This window comes from Collinsella aerofaciens, assembly GCF_040910325.1.
In the GTDB taxonomy this organism is placed as follows: Bacteria; Actinomycetota; Coriobacteriia; order Coriobacteriales; family Coriobacteriaceae; genus Collinsella; species Collinsella aerofaciens_BL.
The window spans coordinates 1-3,824 of record NZ_JBDGAV010000052.1 but is presented as its reverse complement, the minus strand read 5'-3'; the positions used below and the strand labels follow the sequence as shown (position 1 = coordinate 3,824).

General features: G+C 55.1%; 3 protein-coding genes. All 3 read right to left on the bottom strand.

Features of this window, described 5'->3' with window-relative positions; all coding sequences use genetic code 11:
• Positions 1-118: 118 nt before the first annotated feature.
• The 3 genes from uvrB to coaE are packed head-to-tail and all read right to left on the bottom strand — an operon-like array spanning position 119 to position 3,626.
• Entirely contained in the window at positions 119-2,359 is a 2,241-nt protein-coding gene (uvrB, locus tag AB5Z25_RS10735; RefSeq protein ID WP_368135570.1) for an excinuclease ABC subunit UvrB, read from the bottom strand.
• Between the two features lie 51 nt (positions 2,360-2,410).
• Positions 2,411-2,992, bottom strand: a complete 582-nt coding sequence (locus AB5Z25_RS10730; RefSeq protein ID WP_368135569.1) for a lytic transglycosylase domain-containing protein — start codon at positions 2,990-2,992, stop codon at positions 2,411-2,413.
• Positions 2,985-3,626, bottom strand: a complete 642-nt coding sequence (gene coaE / locus AB5Z25_RS10725) for a dephospho-CoA kinase (protein WP_347478631.1) — start codon at positions 3,624-3,626, stop codon at positions 2,985-2,987. Before coaE ends, AB5Z25_RS10730 begins: the two co-directional genes overlap by 8 nt.
• Positions 3,627-3,824: the final 198 nt, after the last annotated feature.

Here is a 3,824-nt window from a genome sequence, read left to right as displayed (position 1 = left end):
CATTCTGTCCGAGCGGTTAAAAGCGGGCACGGAATTTAAACGGCTGAAAAAGGGGCATCGACCTGCGCCGATGCCCCAAAGTAGACACACATTTTGTCCTATAAGCCGGGCCTGTTCGCTATTTCTTAAACCGTGCACCCTGGCGTTTTCTGCCCGATGCGAACGTGGAACCCTTGCGGGCCTGCGAACGTAAGCGCTCGATCGTCTCGTCCTCAGACGCACCCTCGAGCATCGCCCGAATCTGAACGACGGCATCGCGCAGGCGCGCCGCCTCCTCAAAGTCCATGGCGGCAGAAGCGTTGCGCATATCCTCTTCCATGGTTTCGACGATCCGCACAAGCTCGTCATGCGGCAGTTCTTCCAACTGCTCCGCAAGTGTCTGCTCGGGTGCCACCGTTTCCGGCACGCCGACCTCGCCCGACTCATCGGGCGTATAGAATGCACCATGACCAAGAGAGTCGCCCTTCGAGCGCCCCTTGGAACCCACGGTTTTTTCGGCCTCGGTAATAAAACTTGAGATGTCGTTGATGGCCTTGCGCACCGTCTTGGGCACAATGCCATGCTCTTCGTTATATGCCATCTGAATCTCGCGACGGCGCTGCGTCTCCTCGATGGCCTCTTTCATCGAATCGGTCACAACGTCCGCATACATGATGACTTCGCCATCGGCGTTACGGGCCGCACGGCCAATCGTCTGAATCAGTGAGCGGCGGTTGCGCAAGAAGCCTTCCTTATCGGCATCGAGAATTGCCACCAGTGAGACCTCGGGGAGATCCAAGCCCTCGCGAAGCAGGTTGATGCCAACGAGAACATCGATCTTGCCCTCGCGCAGCGTTCGCAGGATCTCGACACGGTCCATTGTCGCCGTATCAGAGTGCATGTAATTGACCTTAATGCCCGCATCAAGTAGATGGTCGGTCAGGTCCTCGGCCATGCGCTTGGTCAACGTGGTCACCAGCACGCGCTCCTTGCGGGCAACGCGCTCGCGAATCTCGTCCTCAAGATCGTCAATCTGGCCGCGTACTGGACGCACATCGATCTTGGGATCGAGCAGACCGGTCGGACGAATAATCTGCTCAACGTCGTTCTGGCTCACCCGCAGCTCATAGTCGCCCGGTGTTGCCGAAACGTAGATGAACTGGGGTATCCTTGCCTCAAACTCATCGAAACGAAGCGGGCGGTTATCGAGCGCCGAGGGCAGGCGAAAACCGTGTTCCACCAGTGTCACCTTACGCGAGCGGTCACCTTCGTGCATACCGCGAATCTGCGGCACCGTCACATGGCTCTCATCGATGATGCAGAGCATATCTTTGGGAAAGTAATCGATTAGGGTAAACGGCGGCTCGCCCGGCTTGCGACCATCCAGATGACGCGAGTAGTTCTCGATGCCGTTGCAAAAGCCCATCGTCTCGAGCATCTCAAGATCATAATCGGTGCGCTGCTGCAGACGCTGCGCCTCGAGCAACTTGTCGGTCGCCTTGAGCTCCGCCACGCGCTTCTCGCACTCTTCGCTGATCGATTTCAGAGCCGCCTTGACCTTCGGCTTCTCGGTCACGTAGTGCGATGCCGGCCATACGGGAATGGCCTCATACTCACGAAGCATCTCACCGGTGACCTCATCGATCTCGGCAATCAGCTCGACCTCATCGCCAAAGAACTCAAACCGCAACGGATGCTCGGCATAAGGCGGATACACGTCGACAACATCGCCGCGCACGCGGAACGTGCCGCGTGCCAGGTCATAGTCATTGCGATCATATTGAATGTCGATAAGTGCATGGATAAAGTCATCGCGCTCGAGCGGCACCTTTTTGTCGACGTTTGGAGCCAGACCCGCATAGTCCTCAGGAGAGCCAATGCCATAGATACACGAGACCGATGCGACAACGATCACATCGCGTCGAGAGAGCAGCGATGCGGTCGCCTGATGTCGCAGCATCTCGACCTCTTCGTTAATCGAGGAGTCTTTCTCGATATATGTATCGCTTTGCGGCACATACGCCTCGGGCTGATAGTAGTCATAGTACGAGACGAAGTAGACCACAGCGTTGTTGGGAAAGAACTCTTTGAGCTCGCTCGCAAGCTGAGCGGCGAGCGTTTTATTCGGAGCCATGACCAGCGTCGGCTTTCCCAGGGCCTCAATAGTCTTTGCCATCGTGAAGGTCTTGCCCGAACCAGTCACGCCCAGCAAAACCTGATAGCGGTCTCCGTCCCTCACGCCCTGCACAAGCGACTCAATGGCCTTAGGCTGGGAACCGGCAGGCTCATAGGGAGACACGACCTTAAACGGCACGTCAGAGCCTTCAACGCCAAAGCGCTTAAGTTCACCACCAACGCGTTCTACTTCAAATTCCGCCATGGATACTCCTAACTCATATATCTGCAGTATACGCAGGCGGCAGGCATAGTCCTATACGAACCGATCGGGATAGAGGGTCTTGTAGCGAGCCCAGGCATTATTGACACGAATCAGATACGCCTGCGTCTCGGGAAAGGTGATTGCATTATGAAGCGACGTACTCTGCTGCGCCCATCCGTCGACATTGCCCATGCCGGCGTTATAGGCGGCAATGGCACTGTCAGTCGACCCGTTAAAATACGCTAGAAGATACGAGAGATACGCACAGCCAAACTCGATATTCGTAGCCGGATCGTTAAGGTTGTCGGCCGAATACTCGCCACCGTCGACAAGGCCCTTGGCGATCATATCCTGGGCAGTCTCGGGCATCAGCTGCATCAATCCCTGAGCACCCTGATTCGACTCGGCCCCGGGATCCCAATTCGATTCAGACTTAATGACAGCGCACACCAGATACGGATCCAGATTATGCGAAATACTGGATTGCTTTACATACGCCTCGTAGTCAATCGGATACAGCGGCTTAAAGAAAGCGGCAGGAGCATACGAGTAAACGAATGAGATAAGGCCGAAGGCAAAAACGGCAGCTAGCGGTATAAGGCGATACCACGTAAGGAAACGTGTCTTAGGCATCGGCCTCCTCCTTATCCACTACATCCCCGAACCCATGGCATGCAAGCCATGAGTCAAGCTGCTCAAAGAGCGAATTATCGCCTGAGGCATTATCAATCACCGTTGTAGCGAGATTGCACAGCGCAGACTCATCGGGCTGACAAGCAGAACGGGCATCGAAATCAGATGGCTCCATGCCACGTTGAATAGCGCGCTCGCGACGAACTGACAAAGGGGCGCTAATGACCAGAATTTCATCAGCCAAGCCAAATGCATCCTCAAAACCAGTCGGAGCAGAAACCTCGACCACCGCAAAGGGGTAACGGGGAGATGAAACCGTACAACAAACCGGATCGAGAATCCTCAGCGAAAGCTGTTCAATCAGAACGGGATGCACGATGCCATTGAGTCGTGCGACCGAATCAGGAGAAGCGAAAGCTCGAGAAGCGAGGATGCTGCGGCGAATGCCGCCCTCCTCATCCAAAATGTCCCAACCGAATTCATCCGCGAGAGTATTGACGATATCAGAGCCCGGCACATACAGAGATTTTGCAAGCTCATCCAGATCGATAAGCATAGCGCCACGAGATTCGAAATAGCGGCAGGCAGTCGACTTACCCGAAGCAATATTGCCCAAGACAAACACGGTAAACATCAAGCCCTCCCTAACGCCAATGCGAGTAATTATCGCTCAAATACACTAGAAGAACTCAAAATACAGCCAAACAGTAAGAGCGAATACGGGGGAGCTAGGTCCCAAAGTACAACGTGTAAACAACGCAAAAAAGGGGGAGGCCGCGAGGCCTCCCCCTTCCAAGTTCAAGCGTACGGCTCGGTGCCGTCCACCGGTCAG

Excerpts from the sequence above, each read along its gene's own strand:
- uvrB (WP_368135570.1), bottom strand. The coding sequence starts at position 2,359 with ATGGCGGAATTTGAAGTAGAACGCGTTGGTGGTGAACTTAAGCGCTTT.
- AB5Z25_RS10730 (WP_368135569.1), bottom strand. The coding sequence starts at position 2,992 with ATGCCTAAGACACGTTTCCTTACGTGGTATCGCCTTATACCGCTAGCT.
- coaE (WP_347478631.1), bottom strand. The coding sequence starts at position 3,626 with ATGTTTACCGTGTTTGTCTTGGGCAATATTGCTTCGGGTAAGTCGACT.